Origin of the sequence: Lentzea cavernae, from assembly GCF_014653695.1 — a bacterium.
Taxonomy (GTDB): Bacteria; Actinomycetota; Actinomycetes; order Mycobacteriales; family Pseudonocardiaceae; genus Lentzea; species Lentzea cavernae.
Window position 1 is genome coordinate 779,166 of the sequence record NZ_BNAR01000002.1, and the last position, 20,371, is coordinate 799,536.

General features: G+C 71.3%; 16 protein-coding genes. 10 read left to right on the top strand and 6 right to left on the bottom strand.

All coding sequences use genetic code 11. The features are described 5' to 3' along the window. Nucleotides 1-23 precede the first annotated feature (23 nt). From IE307_RS09565 to IE307_RS09595, 7 genes are read left to right on the top strand one after another with little or no spacing between them, the layout of a single operon-like run. Nucleotides 24-1,193 carry a cytochrome P450 gene (locus IE307_RS09565; RefSeq protein WP_191297479.1) on the top strand — a complete coding sequence of 390 codons (1,170 nt, stop codon included), beginning with the start codon at nucleotides 24-26 and terminating at the stop codon, nucleotides 1,191-1,193. Nucleotides 1,194-1,203: 10 nt separating this feature from the next. After that, nucleotides 1,204-2,100 carry a 4-hydroxybenzoate octaprenyltransferase gene (locus IE307_RS09570; RefSeq protein WP_191297480.1) on the top strand — a complete coding sequence of 299 codons (897 nt, stop codon included), beginning with the start codon at nucleotides 1,204-1,206 and terminating at the stop codon, nucleotides 2,098-2,100. Then, the gene (locus tag IE307_RS09575; protein WP_191297481.1) at nucleotides 2,097-2,927 is read left to right on the top strand and encodes an arylamine N-acetyltransferase family protein; all 831 of its coding nucleotides are present in this window, start codon (nucleotides 2,097-2,099) and stop codon (nucleotides 2,925-2,927) included. The genes IE307_RS09570 and IE307_RS09575 overlap by 4 nt, the downstream gene beginning before the upstream one ends. Beyond that, nucleotides 2,924-4,957, top strand: coding sequence for an aminodeoxychorismate synthase component I (gene pabB, locus IE307_RS09580; RefSeq protein ID WP_191297482.1), 2,034 nt, complete (start codon nucleotides 2,924-2,926; stop codon nucleotides 4,955-4,957). Before IE307_RS09575 ends, pabB begins: the two co-directional genes overlap by 4 nt. After that, entirely contained in the window at nucleotides 4,954-5,724 is a 771-nt protein-coding gene (locus tag IE307_RS09585; protein WP_229904556.1) for an aminotransferase class IV, read from the top strand. The genes pabB and IE307_RS09585 overlap by 4 nt, the downstream gene beginning before the upstream one ends. Before the next feature lie 14 nt (nucleotides 5,725-5,738). Then, nucleotides 5,739-6,659 carry a diiron oxygenase gene (locus IE307_RS09590; protein ID WP_191297483.1) on the top strand — a complete coding sequence of 307 codons (921 nt, stop codon included), beginning with the start codon at nucleotides 5,739-5,741 and terminating at the stop codon, nucleotides 6,657-6,659. Beyond that, nucleotides 6,656-7,825, top strand: coding sequence for a 3-deoxy-7-phosphoheptulonate synthase class II (locus IE307_RS09595; protein WP_191297484.1), 1,170 nt, complete (start codon nucleotides 6,656-6,658; stop codon nucleotides 7,823-7,825). The genes IE307_RS09590 and IE307_RS09595 overlap by 4 nt, the downstream gene beginning before the upstream one ends. Nucleotides 7,826-7,841: 16 nt before the next feature. Here IE307_RS09595 and IE307_RS09600 read toward each other — a convergent pair whose 3' ends face one another. Both IE307_RS09600 and IE307_RS09605 read right to left on the bottom strand, forming a co-directional pair. Continuing rightward, nucleotides 7,842-9,497: a carbamoyltransferase N-terminal domain-containing protein gene (locus tag IE307_RS09600; protein WP_191297485.1), complete on the bottom strand. Its 1,656-nt coding sequence runs from the start codon at nucleotides 9,495-9,497 to the stop codon at nucleotides 7,842-7,844. Between the two features lie 38 nt (nucleotides 9,498-9,535). Beyond that, nucleotides 9,536-10,777, bottom strand: a complete 1,242-nt coding sequence (locus tag IE307_RS09605; RefSeq protein ID WP_191297486.1) for a cytochrome P450 family protein — start codon at nucleotides 10,775-10,777, stop codon at nucleotides 9,536-9,538. 163 nt (nucleotides 10,778-10,940) lie between these two features. Between IE307_RS09605 and car the strand changes: the two genes are divergently transcribed. Continuing rightward, the gene (gene car / locus IE307_RS09610; RefSeq protein WP_229904557.1) at nucleotides 10,941-14,291 is read left to right on the top strand and encodes a carboxylic acid reductase; all 3,351 of its coding nucleotides are present in this window, start codon (nucleotides 10,941-10,943) and stop codon (nucleotides 14,289-14,291) included. 2 nt (nucleotides 14,292-14,293) lie between these two features. Further along, entirely contained in the window at nucleotides 14,294-15,709 is a 1,416-nt protein-coding gene (locus tag IE307_RS09615) for a GMC family oxidoreductase (protein ID WP_191297487.1), read from the top strand. Here the strand turns inward: IE307_RS09615 and IE307_RS09620 are convergent. Then, a complete protein-coding gene (locus tag IE307_RS09620) occupies nucleotides 15,693-16,727 on the bottom strand; it encodes an SDR family oxidoreductase (RefSeq protein WP_191297488.1) in 1,035 nt (344 codons plus the stop codon). The two genes, IE307_RS09615 and IE307_RS09620, sit on opposite strands and share 17 nt — an antisense overlap. Nucleotides 16,728-16,870: 143 nt before the next feature. Between IE307_RS09620 and IE307_RS09625 the strand changes: the two genes are divergently transcribed. Beyond that, nucleotides 16,871-17,710, top strand: a complete 840-nt coding sequence (locus tag IE307_RS09625; RefSeq protein ID WP_191297489.1) for a helix-turn-helix transcriptional regulator — start codon at nucleotides 16,871-16,873, stop codon at nucleotides 17,708-17,710. On the opposite strand, the gene IE307_RS09630 is transcribed toward IE307_RS09625, so the two are convergent. Genes IE307_RS09630 through IE307_RS09640 form a run of 3 tightly spaced genes read right to left on the bottom strand, consistent with a single transcriptional unit; the run spans nucleotide 17,684 to nucleotide 20,369 of the window. Further along, entirely contained in the window at nucleotides 17,684-18,538 is an 855-nt protein-coding gene (locus tag IE307_RS09630; protein WP_191297490.1) for a class II fructose-bisphosphate aldolase, read from the bottom strand. The genes IE307_RS09625 and IE307_RS09630 overlap by 27 nt on opposite strands. Continuing rightward, on the bottom strand, nucleotides 18,535-19,455 hold the full coding sequence (locus IE307_RS09635; RefSeq protein WP_191297491.1) for a 1-phosphofructokinase family hexose kinase: 921 nt from the start codon (nucleotides 19,453-19,455) through the stop codon (nucleotides 18,535-18,537). Before IE307_RS09635 ends, IE307_RS09630 begins: the two co-directional genes overlap by 4 nt. After that, nucleotides 19,452-20,369: a DMT family transporter gene (locus IE307_RS09640; protein ID WP_191297492.1), complete on the bottom strand. Its 918-nt coding sequence runs from the start codon at nucleotides 20,367-20,369 to the stop codon at nucleotides 19,452-19,454. The genes IE307_RS09635 and IE307_RS09640 overlap by 4 nt, the downstream gene beginning before the upstream one ends. Nucleotides 20,370-20,371 lie beyond the last annotated feature (2 nt).

The window sequence follows — 20,371 nt, forward strand, 5'->3', positions numbered from 1 at the left end:
CCCGTGACTCCCGGAGGTCGTCAGTGAGTACCCCGGTTCAACTGCCTCTCGAGCAGGAGAACGTGCTGCACCTCGCGCCAGGGATGCGCGAGCTCCAGTCCCAGGGCGCGGTCCACCGGGTGCGCACTCCCGCGGGCGCCGAGGCGTGGCTCGTCACGGGGCACGCCGAGGTGCGGCAGTTGCTCGACGACGACCGGCTCAGCCGCTCGAACCCCGATCCGCAGGCGGCGAAGGACGGCGGCGCGGCACTGCTCGCGAGCCTGCTGGACGGCTTCGCCACCGACCACGGGCGGCTGCGCGCGTTGCTGGAGCCCCATTTCTCGCCGGAACGCATGCAGGAGCTGCGGCCCCACGTCGAAAAGCTGTCCGCGCAACTGCTGGACGAACTCGCTGCCCGGCGACCGCCGGTGGACCTGCGCGAGGCGGTGGCGACGGCGTTGCCGGTGCTGGTGCTGTGCGAATGGCTGGGTGTACCCCAGCAGGACGCCGGCCGGTTCGGCGAGTGGATCCAGGCCGCCGCGACCACCTCGGACCCGGTGCGCGCCAAGCAGGGGCTGGGCGGGTTGTTCGGCTACTGCAAGCAACTCGTGGCGGACAAGCGGCTCGACCCCGGTGACGACGCGATCTCCAGGATCTGCGCGACCGAGGGGATCGAGGACGACGAGGTCCTCGGACTGACGGCGTTGTTGCTGTTCGGTGGCTACGAGACCACGGTCGCCCGGATCGGCACCTGCGTGGTGCTGTTGCTGGACGAGCCCGGGCAGTGGCAGGCGTTGCACGACGACCCGGCCCTCGTGCCCGGCGCCGTCGAGGAGACCCTGCGCAGGTCGATGCCGAACCCGCACAACGGCGGCATGCCCCGGTTCGCGGTGACGGACTTCGAGATCGGTGGGGTCACCATCCGGGCCGGCGACTTCGTGATGCTCAACGTCATCGCGGCCAACCACGACGAGACGGTCTTCCCCGACCCCGGCCGGGTGGACGTCACCCGCGACACCTCAGCGAGCCTCGCGTTCGGCCACGGCGCCTACAACTGCGTGGGCGCGGCGCTGGCGCGGATGCAACTGCAGGTGGTGCTCACCCAGCTCACCGCGCGGTTCCCGGGCCTGCGCCTGGCCGCCGGCGTGGACGAGCTGGGGCTGCGCCACGACACGTTGATCGGCGGTTTGGTCGAACTCCCGGTGACCTGGTGATGGGGAACTGATGCTGCACAAGATATCCGCGGGCGTCGTCACGAAGAGCCCGGACTCGATCCGCTCGTACCTGCTGCTGATGCGACTGGACAGGCCGACCGGGTACGTCCTCTACCTGCTCCCGGCGCTCTGGGCGGTCGTCCTCGCGTCCGGCGAACGGCCGGACCTGCTCGCGGTGGCGGCCGTCGCCGTCGCCGCCGTGCTGATCCGCGGTTTCGCCTGCGCGGTCAACGACGTGATCGACAAGGAGATCGACGCCCGCGTCGCGCGCACGGTGTCGCGTCCGGTCGCCTCGGGGACGGTCAGCGTCCGCAACGCGATCCTGTGGGCGTCGGCACAGGCCCTGGTGGCACTGCTGGTGCTCGCCGTGGCGAACCTGGAGACGGTCCTGGTCGCCCTGGCCACCTACCCGTTGATCGTCGCGTACCCGTTCATGAAGCGCTTCTTCGTCTGGCCCTCGGCGTTCCTCGGGCTGGTGATGAGCACCTACGTGTTCGTCGGCTGGACGGCGTCGACCGGGAACGCCGACTACCCGCCCGCGGTGTACGGCCTGTACGCCGGAGGCGCGTTCTGGACCCTGATCCACGACGCGATCTACTCCCACCAGGACAAGGAGTACGACCGGAAGATCGGTGTCCGGTCCTCCGCCCTGCTCTTCGGCGACGCCACCAAGGCGTGGCTGTCGCTCTTCCTCGTGCTCAGCGCCGCCGGAGTGCTGTGGGCCGGCTCGCTGACGCCGATCGGGTGGGCGTTCTACGTGGTCGTCGTGCTCGCCGCGCTCTACCTGGCCTACCTGCTGTTCCGGGTGGACCTGGACGATCCGAAGGCGTGCTGGGACGCGTTCGTCGCGAACACCTACTACGGCTGGATCGTCCTCGCCGCCGTCGTCGCCGGGCAGCTCACATGAGCGGCTCGATGTGGCGCGGAGACGCGGTCGACCTGGACGCCTACCTGACCCGCGTGGGCTTCCAGGGCGAGGTCGCGCCGGACCTCTCCACGTTGCGGCGCCTGCACACCGCGCACGTCGGCGCGATCGCGTTCGACAACCTCGACGCGCTCCTCGGGCGCACGGCGGTGCCGCTGGACGTGGACAGCGTCCAGGACAAGATCGTGCGGCAGGGCCGTGGCGGCTGGTGCCTGGAACAGGTCGTGCTGATGGCGGCCGTGCTGGACCGCATCGGGTTCACGTTCACGGCCTTCGCCGGCCGGACGCGGATCCGCACGGGCGACAAGTTCGGGCCGGCGCTGCACGTGGCCCTGCTGGTGGAGCTGGACGGCGAACGCTGGCTCCACGACGTGAGTTTCGGCGCCCACGGGCTGCACGAGCCGATCCTGTTCGCGGAGAACGCGCGGCTGGACGGCGACTTCTCGTTCGACCTCCTGCGCGAGCCGACCGGGGAGCACGTGCTGCGGTTCCTGCGGCCGGAGGGCCCTGCGGAGCTCTACGGCTTCACCGCGGACGTGCGGTACCCGTCGGACTTCGAGCTCCTCAACCACTTCTGCCTCACGCACCCGCGCTCACCGTTCAACCACCGGATGATCCTGCAGCGCACGCGGCCCGAGGTGCGGCACCTGCTCGCGGGCAACGTTCTCGCCGAGATCCGGCCGGGCGAGCCCGCGACGTTCCGCGAGCTCGGCGAGGACGAGGTGCTGTCGGCTCCCGAGGAGATCTTCGGGATCACCCTGGAGCCGGGTGACGTCCAGACTCTCCGGAAGACCTTGGCCGGCCCATGACGCGCACACTCCTGGTGGACAACTACGACTCGTACACCTTCAACCTGTTCCAGCTGATCGCCGAGATCAACGGCGAGGAGCCGACGGTCGTGGTCAACGACGACCCGGCGCTGCTCGACCTGCGGCTGGAGGACTTCGACAACGTCGTCGTCTCCCCCGGTCCCGGCCGGCCGCAGAACTCCCGCGACATCGGCCTCGTCGGAGAGCTGCTGCGCCGCACCACCCTGCCGGTGCTGGGAGTCTGCCTCGGCCACCAGATCATCGGGCACCTGGCGGGCGCGACCGTGTCCGCCGCGCCCGAACCCCGGCACGGGCACCTCGCCAAGGTCTCCCACGACGGTGATCCGCTGTTCGCCGGGGTGCCACGCGAGTTCGTCGCGGTGCGGTACCACTCGCTCAGCGTGCAGGAACCCCTGCCGGCCGAGCTCGTCCCGATCGCGTGGGCGGACGACGGCGTGCTGATGGCGTTGCGGCACAGGGATCTTCCGCAATGGGGCGTGCAGTTCCACCCCGAGTCGGTCGCCTCCGGCTACGGCAGGGAGATCCTGCGGAACTTCGCCGAGCTGACCCGCCGGGCCCGCGGGTCCGGGGAGCTGGGCCTCGTCAGCACCGTCGTCCCGACCACCGCCGACGCCGAGTCCGTCTTCCTGGAGCTGTTCGACGACAACCCCTACTGCTTCTGGCTCGACAGCAGCCGGGTCGAGGAGGGGCTGTCGAGGTTCTCGTTCCTGGGCGACACGTCCGGGCCGCTCAGCGAGGTCGTCACCTACCGCACCGGCAGCGGCGCGGTGGAGGTGCGCGACGCCGGCGGTGTCCGTGACGTCCCCGGCAGCGTGTTCGACTTCCTGGAACGGCGGCTGCGCGAGCGGCGGATCCCGGAGACGACCCTGCCGTTCAACCTGACCGGCGGGTACGTCGGCTACTTCGGGTACGAGCTGAAGGCGGAATGCGGCGCCACGGCACGCCACAGCGCCGAAACCCCGGACGCCGCCTGGATGTTCGCCGACCGGATCGTCGCGATCGACCACCAGGAGGGGCTGACCTACCTCGTCGCCGTGCACGACGACGCGACCCGGCGCGACGCCCAGGAGTGGGTGGACCGCACGGCGACCGTCCTCTCCGGACTGCTCCCGTCCGGCGACGAGCCGCCCGGCGAACCGTGCGCTCCTCCTGACGCCGAGGAGCTCCTCGTCCGCGACCGGGAGCAGTACCTGGCGGACATCGCGGAGTGCCAGCGGCAGCTGCGACTGGGCGAGAGCTACGAGATCTGCCTGACCAACAAGCTGCACCTGCCCTTCCACGACGACGACACGTCGTTCTACCGGCGGCTGCGCCGGGCCAACCCGGCGCCGTACGCCGCGCTGGTGCGCATGGGCGACGTCTCGGTCTTCTGCTCGTCGCCGGAACGCTTCCTGCGCGTCGAGCCCGACCGCACGGTCACCAGCAAGCCGATCAAGGGCACCGCCCCGCGCGACGCCGATCCCGTGCGGGACGCGGAGATCGCCGCCACCCTCGCGTCGAGCGCCAAGACGCAGGCCGAGAACCTGATGATCGTCGACCTGCTGCGCAACGACCTCGGCCGGGTGTGCGAGGTGGGCAGCATCGACGTCGACCCGTACCTGGCCGTCGAGAGCTACCAGACAGTGCACCAGCTGGTCTCCACGGTCCACGGCCGGCTCAAGGACGGCGTCAGCGCGATGGACTGCGTGCGGCAGTGCTTCCCCGGCGGCTCGATGACCGGGGCGCCGAAGCTGCGCACCATGGAGATCATCGACGGCCTGGAGACGGAGGCCAGGGGCGTGTACTCCGGCACCCTCGGCTACTTCGGGCTGTCCGGCGGCACCGACCTGAACATCGTGATCCGCACGGCGGTCCGCGTCGGCGACCGGTTGAGCATCGGTGCCGGCGGGGCGATCGTCCTCGACTCCGACGCCCAGGACGAGTACGAGGAGATGCTGCTCAAGGCGGCGGCGTCGCTGCGCGCCTGGCGTGCTCCCGCGGTGTCGGACGCGGGCGGCTCCCCGCGATGAGCGACAGCGGGATCCGCCTGTGGTGGGACGGCGACGGGTGGTCGCCGTCCGACACGACCGGGCTGGTGCGGGTCGTCGACTCGTGGCTCGTCGACGAGGGACGGGTGCGGGGGCTCGACCGGCACGCCCGGCGCTTCGGCGACGCCTGCTCCCGGTTCTCCGGCTCCGGGACGAACGGATTTCTGGCCGCCGTCGCCGAGTCGCTTCCCGCGCGGGGCCGGTGGTTTCCCCGCGTCGAGCTCGTGGAGACCGGGCACCGGACGCGGCTGAGGCTGTGGCTGCGTCCCGCTCCCCCGCGCACCAGGACCGTCCGGTTGTGGAACTCGGGCCTCGACCGCCGGAGTGTGCCCGCCGTCAAGGGCGTCGACCTCGACCACCTGACCGCCCTGCGCTCCGCCGCGGTCGCGGCGGGAGCCGACGAGGCGCTGCTGCTCTCGCCGGAAGGACACGTGCGCGAAGGATCCACGACGAGCGTCGTCTGGTGGCGCGGCGACGCGCTGTGCGCTCCCCCGGCCGGGCCGACCCTGCTGCCCGGGGTCACCCGTGCCCTGCTCACCGAACTGACCGGGCAGCCGCTCGTCGAGGAGTTCGCCACCCCGGCGGAGCTGGCAGACGCTCCTGTGTGGACGGTGAACGCCCTGCACGGCATCCGTCCGGTCACCGAGGGGCTGGGCCGGTTCGTCGCACGGGACGCGGCGACGGCCGAGCTGTGGCAGGAGCGCCTCGAGTCGCTCGCCGTTCCCGTCGTCCCCGCCCTGTTCACCTGAAGGAGGTCGTCCCGATGCCCGGCACCGCGGCACGTGAGGAGTACGAGCGCGACCTGCTCGTCCAGCTGACCCGGCGCTGGGGCAGGCGGGTCGCGGTCAAGAAGGACGAGCTCGACCTGGACGGGCACTTCGACGCGGACCTGCCGGACTTCCCCGAGCACCTCGTCCCGGTGCTGTCGTTGCCGGGAGCGGAGAAGCTCGACCGGGACGCGCGCCGGCGGATCCTGTCGGCGGCCTGGATCGCCTACAACGCCAAGACCGCGGCCATCGAGGACGAGATCATCCTGCCCGCGTGCCGGTTGATGCTCCAGGAGCGGATCCCCGTCCGCCGCGACGACGTCGCCGTCGACGCGCTGCACCAGACGATCATCGACGAGCACTACCACATCCTCATGTGCCACAACGCCGTCGGCGTGACGCGACGGCGGCGGGACATGGCGGACGTGCGGTTCGCGCCGGACGTGTGGTCGGTCGTCCAGGGACGGGCGGCGGCACGCGCCGGGCTGTCCGGGTTCGACCGGGACGTCGTCGACATCGCGTTCTCCCTGGCGGCCGAGACGACGATCAGCGGGTTCCTCTCCACGCTCTCCACCGCCCACGACATCCAGCCGATGAACCGGATCACCACTGACATGCACCGGCGCGACGAGAGCGGTCACGCGGTGGTGTTCCGCGAGTTGTGCGGCTCGCTGTACCGCAACCTCGACAGCGGGCAGCAGCGGATGTTCCGCGAGGCGCTCATCTCCGGCCTCACCGCGTTCCGCTCCGCCGACCTGGAGCCGTGGGTCGCGGTCGCGGCCCAGGGCGGCTTCGAGGTCGGCGTCGACCAGCTGCGCGAGCAGGCGGCGGCGCGGCCCGTGCCGAAGCGGGACACCGGGCCGTTGCAGCTGCTGCTGGACGACCTCGGCATCGACCACGACCTCGTCCGGACATGAGCGGCGCGGTCGGCCTCGTCCCCGACTGGCGCACGCTCGTCGCCCGCCAGCAGCCGCAGTGGCCCGACCGGGCCCGTCTCGGCGAGGTGGTCGCCGAGCTGGCGGGGCGTCCCCCGGTGGTCACGCCCCGGGAGTGCGACGCGCTCACCTCCCGCCTCGCCGGGGTCGCGCAAGGCCGGGCGTTGCTGCTGCAGGGCGGTGACTGCGCGGAACGCCTCGACAAGGTCTCGGCGCGGGCGATCCGGAGCACACTCCGGCTGCTGCGGCAGATGTCCGTGGTCCTCGCGGCCGGCACGGGACTCCCGGTGACCACCGTGGGCCGCATCGCGGGCCAGTACGCCAAACCCAGGTCGTCGCCGACCGAGACCGTCGACGGGCGCACGCTGCCCGTGTACCGGGGCGACGCGGTGAACGGCACCGGCTTCACCCCGACCGAACGGCTGCCCGATCCCGTCCGGCTGCGGCGCGTGTACGACGCTTCCAGGTACACGGTGGACGTTCTGCGCGCGAGCGGCGCCGAGGTGTTCACGAGCCACGAGGGCCTGTTGCTCGACTACGAGGAAGCGCTGACCCGCCCCGACCGGCGCTCCGGCAGGCGTTACGCGGGCAGCGGGCACCTGCTGTGGATCGGCGACCGCACCAGGGACCTCGACGGAGCCCACGTCGCCTACTTCGCGACCATCGACAACCCCGTCGCGGTGAAGCTGGGCCCGTCCACCACACCCGAGCACGCGCTGGCGCTGATCGAGCGCCTCGACCCCGAACGACGGCCGGGCAGGCTGACGTTCGTCGTGCGCATGGGGGCCGAGCGCGTCCGGGACCTGCTGCCGGAGCTCGTGGAGAAGGTCGACGCGTCAGGTTCGCCGGTGATCTGGGTGAGCGATCCCATGCACGGCAACACCTTCACCGCGCCGAGCGGGTACAAGACGCGGCGGTTCGGCGACGTCTTCGACGAGCTCACCGGCTTCGTCGAGGTGCACAGGGCGCTCGGCACCCACCCCGGCGGCCTGCACGTCGAGCTGACCGGTGAGGACGTGACCGAGTGCGTCGGCGGCGGAGTGGGTCTCGACGACCTGCACCGACACTACGAGTCGGCGTGCGATCCGCGGCTCAACGCGACCCAGGCGCTCGAACTGGCCTGCCTGGTCACCGAACTGCTCCGGTGACCGGGCAGGCAGGCGATCACGCCGGGTTCGTGTAGAGCGTGCCCTCCGACCAGACGTACTTCGTGCCGCCCCACCTGGCGGCCGACTCGACGTCGGGGAAGAAGCCGCGTCCCTCCAGGTTCGCGCTGGTGTTGCACAGCACGGGAACTCCGCTGATCTCCGCGTAGGCGGTGAGGATCCGCACGGTGGCGGTGTCCTGAGTGGACTTGATGGTCTGGAGCCTGGCGGTGCCGTCGAGGTGGACGACCGCCGGGACGCGCTCCGCCCAGCCGGGCCGCATGCGGTGCTCGAAGATCATGTAGGGGTCGGGCGTGCCGGGGTCGAAGACCTCCTGCGCGCGCTCCTCCAGGCAGATGGGCGCGACGGGCCGGTACGACGCCCGGTTCTTGACGTCGTTGAGCCGGTCCTTCATCCGGGTGCTGGTCGCGGGCGCGATGATGCTGCGGTTGCCCAGGGCGCGCGGGCCCAGCTCCGCCCGGCCGGACAGGACGACCACCGGTTCGTCCTCGGCGTGCAGGAGGGCGGCCAGCTGCCGCTCGTCGCACGGTCGCGCGCTCCACCCGTCCGGAAGCGTGCCGACGGTGATCTTCGGTCCACTGTAGACGCTCCAGTCGAGCGCGATGCGGCCCTGCCGGAACATCTCACAGGCCGCCGTCCCGATGGCCGCGCCCGCGTCGTTGGGGAAGGGCGGGATGAAGACGTCCCGGAACACCCCGCTGGCGCGGATCGCGGTGTTCCACTTGATGTTCAGCGCGCAGCCGCCGCCCATCACCAGGTTGTGCTCGCCCTCCGGGAAGCGGCTGCGCACCGCCGAGGTGAGCCGCTCCAGCAGGTTGAGGCCGAGGTAGGCCTGGTAGCTCGCGATGAGGTCCGCGTTGGACAGGCCCGGCAGCAGCTCGTCCCGGTTCGCGGCGACCTTGTCCCCCAGCACGCCCACCTTGTCGACGGTGATGTCGCGCAGCTCGGACATGAGGTCGTCGAAGACGGCGAAGGCGGCGGTCACGACCCTGCCCTTGGCCGCGTAGGCCATCGCCTTGCCCGCGACGGAGAGGTGGTGGCGGATCGCCTTGTCCGACGTCATGTCGTCGTACGGGCGCAGGTACGGCTCGAACCGCGCGCAGAAGGCCGCGAAGCTGCCGCCGAACACGGGCATCAGGTCCTCGACGAGGGTCACCTCGCGGGTCGCGGCCCGCACCAGGTAGAGGCGGGGCGTGATGAGGCCGTCCCACACCAGGACGAACGCGTCCTCGCCCCGCGCGGCGAACGGGCTCGAGCAGTACGTGCCGATGAGGTGGTTGGCGACGTGGGTGTAGCCGGCGTAGTCGCCGAGGCCGTGACCGCTGAAGGTGTGGCGCTGCAACGGGCCGTCGTCGCCGGGGGTCTCGAGGTACGGCGCGACCCGGAGCTGGACCGGCTCGCCGCCGGAGTGCACACCGACGGCGATCTCGCCCTCGGCGTCCCGCGTGTACCAGCCGTCGACCACGAACTGGTCGATGTCGGCGGGGGTCAGGCCCTCCGCGGCGAGGATCTCGGTCACGCGTTCCAGGTTTCCGAGAGAGCTGTACCGCTCACCGTTCCCCAGCTTCTCGATCTCGTAGCTGAAGAGAAGACGACCGTCCTCGATGACGGCGACGCCGCCGTCGTGGGATGCCTTGATTCCGCATATGCGCATTGGTCAGCCGCACCTTTTCCGGAGATGGGGGAAATCGTCTAACGGTGGTTCAGCCGCACCGGCAGTGAATCGAGCCCGCGAATGATCGTGCTGTTGCGCCACCGCAGGTCCCCGGGATCGGCGGCGAGCCTCATGGCGGGGAACGCGTCGAGCAGGGCGTTGAACGCCATCTGCACCTCCACGCGCGCCAGCGGCGCCCCGAGGCAGTGGTGGATGCCGTGCCCGAAGGCCAGGTGGCCCGCGGCGGGCCGGCGGACGTCCAGCTCGTGCGGTTCGGCGAAGCGCTCCGGGTCGCGGTTGGCGGAGGCGATCGCCAGCAGCACGAAGTCGCCTGCCGGGATCTCGGTGTCACCGACGGTCAGCGACTCCCGCGCGCAGCGGAAGGTCGCGTGCTTGAGCGGGCTCTCCAGCCGCAGGAACTCCTCGACCGCGCCGGGCAGGAGGGTGCGGTCCTCGCGCAGCGCCTCCCACTGCTCCAGGTTCCCCATCAGGTGCAGAGTGCCGTTGCCCAGGGCGTTGAGGGTGGTCTCGAACCCGGCGACGAACAGCAGGTACGCGGTCGAGACCAGTTCGGTCTCGGTCAGCCGGTCGTCGACGTCGCGCGCCGCGACCAGGGCGGTGAGCAGGTCGTCACCGGTCCCGCCGCGCTTGCGTTCGATCAGCTCGAAGAGGTACTCCGCCACGGCGGACGCGGCGGCGGTGGCCTCCTCCGGGGAGTTGCCGGAGACCAGTGCCGCGGACCAGGACTTGAAGTTCTCCTGCTCCTCGACCGGGACGCCGAGCAGCAGGCAGATCACCCGGATCGGCAGGGGGAACGCGAAGGCGTCCAGCAGGTCCACCACGTCGTCGTCCCGGTCGGCGAGGGCGGCGACCAGGCCGTCGGTGATCCTCTGGACCTCCGGCCGGAGCGCCGCGATGGCGCGGCCGGTGAAGGCCTTGCTCACGAGCTTGCGCAACCTGGTGTGGTCGGGCTGGTCCCTGTGCAGCATGTGGCTGGCGATGATCGAGGAGAACCCGCCGCGCTTGCCGCGGTCCGGTTCCTTCTGCGCGAAGAGCCCGTCGATCCTGTTCAGGTCGGTGCTCAGCCGGGGGTCCGCCAGCGCCGACCGCACGGCGTCGTACCCGGTGATCACCCAGACCGGGAGCCCGCCGACGAGCGGGACGCCGGGAGGCATCCGCACCCGGTGCGCCGAGCCTTCCGCGTTGAGCTTCGCGTACACCGAGTAGGGGTCCTGCACGAACGCGTCGTCGAGTTCCAAAAGGGCGGAATCGCGGTCCATGGATACGTCCTTGATTGCCGGAGTCCTCCTGAAATCCCTATCAAGGACGGCCGGTCGCCGCAATGATGCTTATCAAAAAGCCCAATCGCGTTCCGGACCGCGTGACGGCCCGACCGGCTGCTGCTAGTGTCGCGATTTCGGTGACGTTCCCATTTCCGCGGAGATGACATTGCGACTTGCGCAGGTGATGGCGGACGTCTTCGAGCGCTACGGGGAACGGCCCGCGGTCGGCGAGCGCGCGAGGGAGTTCGTGCGGGACGCCCGGACGGGCCGCGTGTCGGCCCGGCTGTCGCCCCGCTACGAGACGACCACCTACCGGGAGCTGTGGAGCCGCATCCGCGCCGTGGCGAGCGAGTGGCACCACCACCCGCGGCGTCCTGTGGTCGCGGGTGACCGGGTCGCCCTCATCGGCTTCGCGAGCCGGGACCACGCGACGCTGACGTTGGCGTGCATCCAGCTGGGCGCCGTCAACGTTCCGCTGCAGAGCGGCGCTTCGGTCGAGACGCTGGCGTCCATCGTGGCGGAGACCGAGCCGGTCCTCGTCGCCGCGAGCACCGAGCGCCTGGACGTGGCGACCGAACTGGTCCTGCACGCTCCCTCGGTCCGGCGGCTGGTGGTGTTCGACCACGACCCGCGCGCCGACGACCACGCGGAGCGGTTCGCCGCCGCCCGCACCGCTCTGGCCGCGCGGGACGTGGAGGTCGTTGCGCTGCAGGAGGTTCTCGGCTCCACCCGGCCCGAGGCGCCGCCGCACGTTCCCGCCGACGACGAAGATCCGCTGGCGATGCTCGTGTACACCTCGGGGAGCACCGGGACGCCCAAGGGCGCGATCTACACCGAGCGGCTGGCCGCGGTGACGTGGGAGGACCGTGCGAGCAGGACCCCGGAGGGGGGCCTGGTCATCGTCCACTACACGCCGCTGAGCCACATCGCCGGCCACTTCACGCTGACGAACACGCTGGCACGCGGTGGCACCGTCTGCTTCACCGCCAGCAGCGACCTCTCGACGTTCTTCGACGACATCGCTCTCGTGCGGCCCACCGAGCTGTCGCTGGTGCCGCGCGTGTGCGAGATGCTCCACCAGCGCTACCGGAGCGAACTCGACCGGTCCGGCGCCGACCCGGCCGAGGTCCTCGCACGTCTGCGCGAGGACGTCCTCGGAGGGCGCGTCTCCTGGGCCACCTGCGGCTCCGCGCCGCTGTCGGCCGCGCTCACCGAGTTCGTCGAGTCGCTGCTCGGCGTTCCGCTGTACGACCTGTACGGCTCCACGGAGATCCCGGGCATCGCCGTCAACGGCACCCTGACGAACCCGCCCGTGCTCGACTACAAGCTGGCCGACGTGCCCGAGCTCGGCTACTTCCGCACCGATTCCCCGCACCCGCGCGGCGAGCTGCGGGTGAGGTCGGGCGGGATTCCCGGTTATTACAAGCAACCCGAGCTGACGGCGGCGCTCTTCGACGAGGACGGTTTCTACAAGACCGGCGACATCGTCGCGGAACTCGGTCCGCGCCGCATCGCCGTCATCGACCGCCTCAAGAGCGTTCTCAAGCTGTCCCAGGGCGAGTTCGTGGCCGTCGCCCGGTTGGAGTCCATCTTCGCCGCCGGCCCGCTGGTGAGGCAGATCTTCGTCTACGGCAACAGCGAGCGCTCCTACCTGCTCGCCGTCGTCGTGCCCACCGAGGACGCCCTGGAACGGCACGGGGAAGAGCGCCTGGGAGATCTGCTGACCGAGTCGTTCCGGCAGATCGCGAAGGACACGGGCCTGAAGTCGTACGAGATCCCCCGTGGCCTGCTGGTCGAGACCGAGCCGTTCAGCCAGGCCAACGGCCTGCTGTCGGACCAGCGGAAGTTGTTGTGGCCCAAGCTCGTGCAGCGGTACGGCGAACGCCTCGAGCAGTTGTACGCCGACATCGCGGCCCGCGAGGCCCAGGAGCTGCTCGACCTGAGCCGCACCGGCCGTGATCAGCCGGTGCTGGAGACCGTCCAACGGGCCGTGCGGGCGTTGCTGGCGGACTCGACGGCCGAGGTGAGCCCGTCCGCGCACTTCCGCGACCTGGGCGGCGACTCGCTGTCCGCGGTGTCGCTGTCGAACCTGCTGCACGACACCTTCGGCGTCCGGGTCCCGGTCGACGTCATCGTCAGCCCCGCGCACGACCTGCGGCAGCTGGCCGCCCACGTCGAGGCCAAGCGCTCGGCCACGACGGCACGGCCCGCTTTCGCTTCCGTGCACGGCGAAAACGCCTCCGAGGTGCGTGCCGGTGACCTCACCCTCGACCGGTTCATCGACGCGCAGACCCTGGACGGTGCCCGCCACCTCCCCCTCCCGTCCGGGGAGCCCCGCCACGTCCTGCTGACCGGGGCGAGCGGATACCTGGGCCGCTTCCTCACCCTGGAATGGTTGCAGCGGCTGGCTCCGGCCGGCGGCAGGCTGATCGTCGTGGTCCGCGGCGAGGACCTGGAGGCCGCGAGGCAGCGCCTGACCGACGCGTTCGGCAGCGAAGACCCCGACCTGACGCGCACCTTCGAGAAGCTGGCCGCGGAGCACCTGGAGGTGCTGGCGGGAGACATCGCCGAGCCGGGACTGGGCCTGGACGAGACGACGTGGGAACGGCTGACCGGCGAGGTGGACCTGATCGTCCACGCCGGGGCCTCGGTGAACCACGTGCTGCCCTACCGGCACCTGTTCGACGCCAACGTCCTCGGCACCGCGGAGGTCGTCCGCCTCGCCCTGACCGCCCGCCTGAAGCCGATCACCTGCATCTCCAGCGTGGCGGTGTCCCGTTCGCACGAGGGGCAGCCCCTCGACGAGGACTCCGACGTGCGCACCGCGCTGCCGGTCCAGCCCGTCGACGACGGGTACGCGAGCGGCTACACGACGAGCAAGTGGGCGGGAGAGGTGCTGCTGCGGGAGGCGCACGAGTTGTGCGGCCTGCCGGTGACGGTGTTCCGCTCCTCCATGATCCTGGCGCACAGCAGGTTCGCCGGGCAGCTGAACGCGCAGGACATGTTCAGCCGCTTGGTGTTCAGCCTCCTCGCGACGGGCGTGGCCCCGCGATCCTTCTACCGCGGCGAGCGGGCCCACTACGACGGCCTGCCCGTCGACTTCACCGCGGCGTCAGTCGTCGCGCTGGGGCCGGGCACCTCCGGGTACCGGACCTTCAGCCTGGTCAACCCGCACGACGACGGGATCTCGCTCGACACGGTCGTCGACTGGCTCGTCGAGGACGGCCACGGCATCGAGCGCGTCGCGGACCACGGCGACTGGCTCGTCCGCGTCGAAGCCGCCCTGCGCTCCCTGCCCGAGTCCCGGCGGCAGCATTCGATCCTCCCGCTGCTGCACGGCTTCCGGGAGCAGGAACCGGCGGTTCCCGGTTCGGACGTGCCGTCGGACCGCTTCCGCGAGGCCGTCCGGAAAGCCGGCCTCGGCCCGGGCGGCATCCCCCACCTGTCCCGATCCCTCATCCGCAAGTACGCGACGGACCTGCGGCACCTACTGATCCCAGAGGTCTCCTGAACGTGAGCGAGTACGACTGCATCGTGGTCGGTGGTGGCAGCGCGGGGTGCGTGGTCGCCGCGCGCCTGGCCGAGAACGCGAACGTCCGCGTGCTGGTGCTGGAGGCGGGCAGCGCGTCCCCGCCGACCACGGCGCCGAACAGGTGGATGTCGCTGCTCGGCTCCGAAGCGGACTGGCAGGACACCACCCTGCCGGAACCGGAGCTGGGCAGGACTCTCGCCTGGCCGCGCGGAAAAGCGCTGGGCGGCTCGTCCAGCATCAACGGGATGATCTTCGCCCGCGGCCACCGGAGCAGCTACGACTGGGGCAAGGGCTGGGAGTTCGACGACCTGCTGCCGTTCTTCCGGCGCAGCGAACACGCTCCTGCCCGCGACCCGGCCCTGCGCGGCGTCGGCGGCCCGCTGCAGGTCGCCCCTGCCGAGCAGCAGCACCCGACGGCGGCGGCGTTCCTGGACGCGGCCGCCGAGGCGGGGCACCGGCTCGCGACGGACATCAGCGGAGGCCTGGAGGAGGGCGCCGGCTGGGTCGACCTGAACATCGTCGCCGGGGCCAGGCAGAGCGCCGCCGACGTCTACCTGCGCTCACAGCCCAACCTCGACGTGGTCACGGACGCGGTGGTCCAGCGCGTGGTGCTCGACGGACACCGGGCCACCGGCGTCGAGTACACCGTTGGCGGGCAACAGATCCGCGCCGAAGCCCCCGAGGTGGTGCTGTGCGCGGGCACGGTCGGCACCGCTCAGCTCATGATGCTCAGCGGGCTCGGACCGGCAGGCCACCTGCGCGACAGGGGCGTCGCCGTCGTCGCGGACCTGCCCGGTGTCGGCGAGAACCTGCACGACCACCCCCTCTCCTACGTGATGTACAGCAGCGCACGACCGGTGCCGGCGAGCTCGTACAACAACGTCGAGGTGCTCGGGCTGCTGCGCAGCGATCCCGGACTGGACGCCGCGGACCTGCAGACCACCCTGTCCCCGACGGGCGAAGACTCCTACCTCATCGTGCTCTCGCTGATGACCCCGCACAGCCGCGGACGACTCCGCCTGTCCGACGGGGGAGTCGCGCTGGCTCCGCGCTATCTCACCGATGAGCGGGACATGACCGCGATGGTGAACGGACTGCGGCTGGTGCGCGAGATCGGCGCGGCGAACGCCCTCACGCCGTGGCGTGGCGAGGAGGCCGAGACGGGCGGCGAGGCCTACATCCGGGCGACGGCGGCGCCGTACTACCACTACGTCGGCACGTGCAAGCTGGGCGTGGACGAGATGTCGGTGGTGGACCACGATCTCCGCGTGCACGGCGTCGAGGGCCTGCGGATCGCGGACGCCTCGGTGATCCCGCGGATCCCGTCGTCCAACACCTACGCGACCGTGATCGCGATCGCGGAACGGGCCGCGAGCCTGATCACCGAAGGCCTTTGACGAGCGCCTTCTCGACCATGCTCCGCCCGGCCGCGACAACGGCGTCCCGCGCCGGGCGGGGCTGCCAGCCCAGCAGGCGGCGCGCCTGCACCGTGGACACGTCCTTCACGAACCCGAGGTCGGCGGCCACGGAACGGAACTCGGGGTTGAAGCGAGCGGCGAGCCTGACCACGAAGTCGGGCAACGTCCGCGTGGGGACGTGCTTCGCCGCGCCGCCGAGGTTCGCCTTCAGCAGCGCGCCGACCTCCTTCAACGCGATCGACTGTCCACTTGCGACGAGGATGCGCCGGCCGGCCGCCTCGGGCGCGGTCATGGCGAGGACGTGCGCGGTGGCGACGTCGCGGACGTCCACGATCGGCATCCACATGTTCGGGTAGCCGGGCATGTCGCCGTCGAGGATGCGCCGCACCACGTGGTTCGAGCCGGAGACCGCCTCGCCCATCACCGGGCCCATGACCGCCACCGGCAGCATCGCGACCAGCTCCATCCCGCGTCCCCGCGCGGCGACGAAGTCCCACGCGGCGCGTTCGGCCAGGGTCTTGCTCTTGCCGTAGGCGTCGACACCCGGTCCGTCGAGGACGGTCCAGTCCTCTTCGGTGAACGTCCCGTGCGAGTGCGGATGTCCGAACCCCACCGCGTGGAACGCCGACGTGAGCACCACCCGCCGCACACCCGCGTCACGGGCAGCACGCAGCACGCGCAGGGTGCCGTCCCGTGCGGGAACGATGACGTCGTCGTCGTTCCCGACCTTCTGCAGGTGCACGGGCGAGGCCACGTGCATCACGTACTCGCAGCCGGCGACGGCCTCGGCCCAGCCCTCGTCCGCGGTCAGGTCGGCGGCCACGAAGCTCAGCGCCGAGTCGTCGGCGAGGCCCGCGTCGGCGAGCACGGCGCGGACGGTGTTCTCCTTGTCCAGCGAGCGGACGGTGGTCCGGACCCGGTGGCCCTCCGCAAGCAGCTGCAGCACGACGTGGCCTGCGATGAAGCCCGAGCCCCCGGTCACCAGAACGTTCGGCATCTCGATCACTTTCCCTCGTCACGTGCGGGTTGGTGCTGACGAGGACGATGTTTCGCCCGGACGTGCGCACCAGCCAGAGCCCTCGTCAGCCTGGGGAGTGACAGGACCCCTCAGCGCCCGCCCCGCCGCCCTACGGTGGGGGCATGACCGACGATCCGAACCTGCTCGGCGCGTTCCTGCGGGCCCGGCGCGAGCTCGTCACGCCCGAGCACGCGGGCATCCCCGTGCACGGGGTGCGGCGGGTTCCCGGGCTGCGCCGCGAGGAGGTGGCGATGCTCGCGGGCATCAGCGCCGACTACTACCTGCGGCTCGAACGCGGGCGCGACCGCCATCCCTCGTTGCAGGTCCTCGAATCCCTCGCCGCAGTGCTGCACCTGGACGACGACATGCGCGAGTACCTGTTCGGACTCGCCGCCGACAAACCCCGCAGACGCCGTCGCGCGCGACGGGAGACCGTTCCCGCCGGCACGGCCAAACTCCTGGCGATGCTGCCATTCCCGGCGTTCGTCGAGGGCCGCTACCTCGACGTGCTCGCCGCGAACCCGTTGGCGACGGCCCTCTCGCCCCGGCTGACCGCGGGCGCCAACCGGCTGCGGGACGTGTTCCTCGACCCGGAGGAGCAGGAGATGTTCCAGGACTGGGAGACGGCCGCGGCCTACCTGATCGCGGGATTCCGGCAGGCCGTCGGCACCGGCACCGACGACCCGCGGTTCATCGAGCTCGTCGGTGAGCTCACGCTGGCGAGCCCGTTGTTCCAGAAGCTCTGGGCACGCCACGACGTCCGCCCGCGGATGAGCGGCACCGTCCGATTCGTCCACCCGCAGCTCGGTGAGATCACGCTCAACCGGGAGAAGTACCTCGTCGCCGGCACGGAGGGCGTCATGCTGGTCGTCTACCACCCCGAGGCGGGCTCGGAGCACGCCGGCAAGCTCTCGTTGCTGGCGTCGGCGGCGCTGTCACGGCCGGGCGGCAACGCTTCGTGAGTCCGCGTTCGCCAGCACGGTGAGCAGCCGGGCCACCTCGTCGCGCACGGCGTCCCGGCCGGGAGCGAGGTAGCGGCGCGGGTCGGTGAGGAGCTCCCGCTCGTCGAGCACCGCGCGGACCGCCTCGGTCAGCACCTGGTTCAGCCGCGTGCCGACGTTGACCTTGACGATGCCCGCACCCACGGCTCCGCGCAGTCCGTCGTCCGGCACACCGGACGAGCCGTGCAGCACCAGCGGCACGGGAACCGACTTCGCGAGCGCCGCGATGAGGGCCTCGTCGAGCACCGCGCTCCGGTCCGCCATGGCGTGCGACGACCCGACCGCCACGGCGAGCGAGTCGACACCGGTCGCCGCGACGAACGCCGCGGCCTCGGCGGGATCGGTGCGCACACCGGGTGCGTGCGCGCCGTCCTTGCCGCCGACCTCACCGAGTTCGGCCTCGACGAGCGCTCCACCGGCGTGGCAGCGCTCGACGACGGCCCGCGTCCTCTCGACGTTCTCGGCGTAGCTCAGCTTGGCCGCGTCGAACATGACCGACCTGATGCCCAGGTCGAGTCCCTCGCGGATCAGGTCCTCGTCCTCCACGTGGTCGAGGTGGACGAGCACGGGCACGGCCGCGTCCTCGGCGAGCCGCAGGCACGCGAGCGCGAACGGCGCCAGGGAACCGTGGTAGCGCACGGCGTTCTGCGAGATCTGCAGGATCACCGGCAGCCCGCTGCGTTCCGCGCCGGCCACGATGGCCTCCGCGTGCTCGATCAGGATCGCGTTGAACGCCCCCACCGCGCGTCGTTCCGCCCGCAGGCCGCTGAGCAACGTCGTCCAGTTCATCGCATCTCCTTCACCGTCGTCAGTGGAATCCAGCGGGCTCTGGCCGCCAGGTCGATCTCGCCCGCCACCGGCCGCAGCACCGCGCTCGCGGACGTGGCCACCACGTCGGCGAGCGCGGCGGACCAGTCGACGGCCCGCGTCGCCGCGAGGTGCAGTGCCAGTGCGGCGGCGGCCGCGTCCCCGGCGCCGGTCGGGTTGCCGGTGACCACCTCCGCCGGACGGGCCTGCCAGGTGCCGTGTGCGGTCATGGCCGTCGCGCCGCCGGCACCCGCCGTCGCCACGACGGCGGGTGCTCCCCCGGACACCAGGTCGCTGACGGTCCGTCCGCCACCGGTGAGGTCCGCCAGCTCGTCCTGGTTGGGCATCAGCACCGCTCCGCTGTCCGCGGCGGCGCGGAGAGCCGGCCCGGACACGTCGGTGATGACCGGCACCCGGAACCGGGCGCACAGCCTCGCCAGGCGGGCGGGCACGGCCGGGTCGAGGCCCCGGGGCACGCTGCCGGAGACGACCACCGCGCCCGCTCCGCTTTCGAGCTCGTCGCGCAACGCGGCGGTGATCGCCGCCTCCGCGCCCTCGCAGGCCGGAGAACCGTTCTCCTGCAACATGGTCGTGGTGCCGTCACCGGCGACGACCGCCACCGTCCGCCGCACCGAGGCGAGCGCGGGCACGAGCCGGTGGGTGATCCTCAGCTCCTCGAGGCCGGAGCGGAACTCGTCCGGTGCCGCGGTCGTGGTCAGCGCGAGCGCGAGACTGGTGCCTCCCAGCGCGTTGACCACGGCCGCGACGTTCACTCCCTTGCCACCGGACCGCGACCGCACCTCCGGCACCCGCACGGTCTCGCCGACGCGCAGGGCGTCCACCCGGTACGTCACGTCGATGGCGGGGTTGAGCGTGACGGTGATGATCCGGTCCGTCACGTCGGAACCGCTTCGCTGCTCTTCTCGGCGCGGTAGACCATCAGCGTCGAGCCGGCCAGCGCCAGCACGATGCCCGTCACCTGGAACACGCTGGGCTGCGCGCCGAACACGAGCAGCGAGAGCACGATGGTGAGCACGGGCGCCAGCGCGTTCGTGACAGGCGCGACGATCGAGGCCTTGCCTCGGCTCATGGCCATCACGAGGAACAGCGCGCCGACGGCGTTCAGGATCTGCGTTCCCGCCGTGAGGGCGGGAGCCTGCCACGGGAAGTCCAGCGGCAGGCCGCCCATCATCAGCAGCGCCACCGGGATCAGGACGAGGCCGCTGATCGTCATCCAGCCGAACGTCGACGCGTCGTCGACACCGGCCACCGCCGCCTTGCGCATGTAGAACGCCTGCACGCCCCAGGCCACGCACACCAGCACCGCGAGCAGCAGGTAGAACCACCCGTTGTCACCGGACTCCCCGGTGGAGACGGAGAAGAGCACGACGGCCACGAGCGCGAGCACCACACCCGTCCACGACAGGGCGCCGAGCCGTTCGCGCAGCAGGCCGAAGGCCATCAGGACGGTGATCGCCGGGGACAGCGCGACGATCGGGAAGATGACGTACGCGGGTCCGATGGTGAGCGCCTTGAACAGCAGCAGCTGGCCGCCTGCTCCGGTGAGCCCGATCAGCAGGCCGTACCCGGCGGCGGTGCGGCCGCGGTCGAACCTCTTGCCGCGCAACGAGACCCATGCGGGGATGATCATCGTCAGCGCCCACACGACGTAGATCATCGGGTCGGGGTAGGAGTAGAGCTTGGTGGGCAGGGCGGAGAAGGCTCCCCACACGCCCCAGAACAGCACCAGCAGTCCCGCGTACGGGATCCAGCTGTTCGAGCGGAGGGAGGGGGACACGCCGGATCCGGTCATTT

Bases quoted from the DNA above. Each gene is read 5' to 3' on its own strand.
- IE307_RS09590 (WP_191297483.1), top strand. From the start codon at position 5,739: ATGCCCGGCACCGCGGCACGTGAGGAGTACGAGCGCGACCTGCTCGTC.
- IE307_RS09600 (WP_191297485.1), bottom strand. From the start codon at position 9,497: ATGCGCATATGCGGAATCAAGGCATCCCACGACGGCGGCGTCGCCGTC.
- IE307_RS09630 (WP_191297490.1), bottom strand. From the start codon at position 18,538: ATGAACTGGACGACGTTGCTCAGCGGCCTGCGGGCGGAACGACGCGCG.
- IE307_RS09570 (WP_191297480.1), top strand. From the start codon at position 1,204: ATGCTGCACAAGATATCCGCGGGCGTCGTCACGAAGAGCCCGGACTCG.
- IE307_RS09595 (WP_191297484.1), top strand. From the start codon at position 6,656: ATGAGCGGCGCGGTCGGCCTCGTCCCCGACTGGCGCACGCTCGTCGCC.
- IE307_RS09575 (WP_191297481.1), top strand. From the start codon at position 2,097: ATGAGCGGCTCGATGTGGCGCGGAGACGCGGTCGACCTGGACGCCTAC.
- IE307_RS09640 (WP_191297492.1), bottom strand. From the start codon at position 20,369: ATGACCGGATCCGGCGTGTCCCCCTCCCTCCGCTCGAACAGCTGGATC.
- IE307_RS09625 (WP_191297489.1), top strand. From the start codon at position 16,871: ATGACCGACGATCCGAACCTGCTCGGCGCGTTCCTGCGGGCCCGGCGC.
- IE307_RS09585 (WP_229904556.1), top strand. From the start codon at position 4,954: ATGAGCGACAGCGGGATCCGCCTGTGGTGGGACGGCGACGGGTGGTCG.
- car (WP_229904557.1), top strand. From the start codon at position 10,941: ATGACATTGCGACTTGCGCAGGTGATGGCGGACGTCTTCGAGCGCTAC.
- pabB (WP_191297482.1), top strand. From the start codon at position 2,924: ATGACGCGCACACTCCTGGTGGACAACTACGACTCGTACACCTTCAAC.
- IE307_RS09605 (WP_191297486.1), bottom strand. From the start codon at position 10,777: ATGGACCGCGATTCCGCCCTTTTGGAACTCGACGACGCGTTCGTGCAG.
- IE307_RS09620 (WP_191297488.1), bottom strand. From the start codon at position 16,727: ATGCCGAACGTTCTGGTGACCGGGGGCTCGGGCTTCATCGCAGGCCAC.